Raw genomic sequence first — 585 nt, 5'->3', positions numbered from 1 at the left:
TGAAGTCGTTCGCCTCGATCGAGTACGGCGTCGCCACGATCGGGCCGTTGGCCGTCGTGATCAGGTAGGGCTGATCGTCGTTCATCAGGTCGCAGAAGAAGGTGAGGCCGTGCTCGGCGAGCAGGTCGAGGAGCCCCGGCGTGCCGCGCAGCGAGCAGGAGAGCCAGCCGCGCGCCTTGCGGCCGACGCTGCGCTCGTAGACCTCGAGGCTCGCCTCGACGACGCGGCGCAGCCCTTCGGGATCGTGCGCGTAATCGGTCAGCAGCTCGCCCTGCTCGAAATTGTGGGCGACCAGCTCCCAGCCGCGCTCCAGCGCGGCGTCGATCATCGGGCGCCGCTCCAGCGCCGTCTTGGCGTTCATGGTGCAGCTCGCCCGCACGCCGGCGGCGTCGAACTCCTTGATCATCCGCCACAGGCCGACACGCTGCCCGTATTCGCGCCAGGAGAAGTTCGGGAAGTCGGCGACGTTGCCGGGCAGGAGGTCGGGCAGGATCGACGGGCCGCCGGCGTAGTAGGGCCGGGTCGACGGCTTCACCATGTCCCAATGCTCGAGATTGATCGTGAGGATCACGGCGAGGCGCTTGC

1 pseudogene is annotated in these 585 nt (G+C 68.5%); it reads right to left on the bottom strand.

Annotated elements, in window-relative coordinates:
• Positions 1-585, bottom strand: a pseudogene (locus ABTU92_RS29600) (hypothetical protein); the annotation flags it as partial.

Origin of the sequence: Rhodoplanes sp. SY1 (assembly GCF_046000175.1) — a bacterium.
GTDB lineage: Bacteria > Pseudomonadota > Alphaproteobacteria > Rhizobiales > Xanthobacteraceae > Rhodoplanes.
The sequence above is the reverse complement of the archived record's forward strand: the minus strand, read 5'-3'. Positions and strand labels throughout refer to the sequence as shown.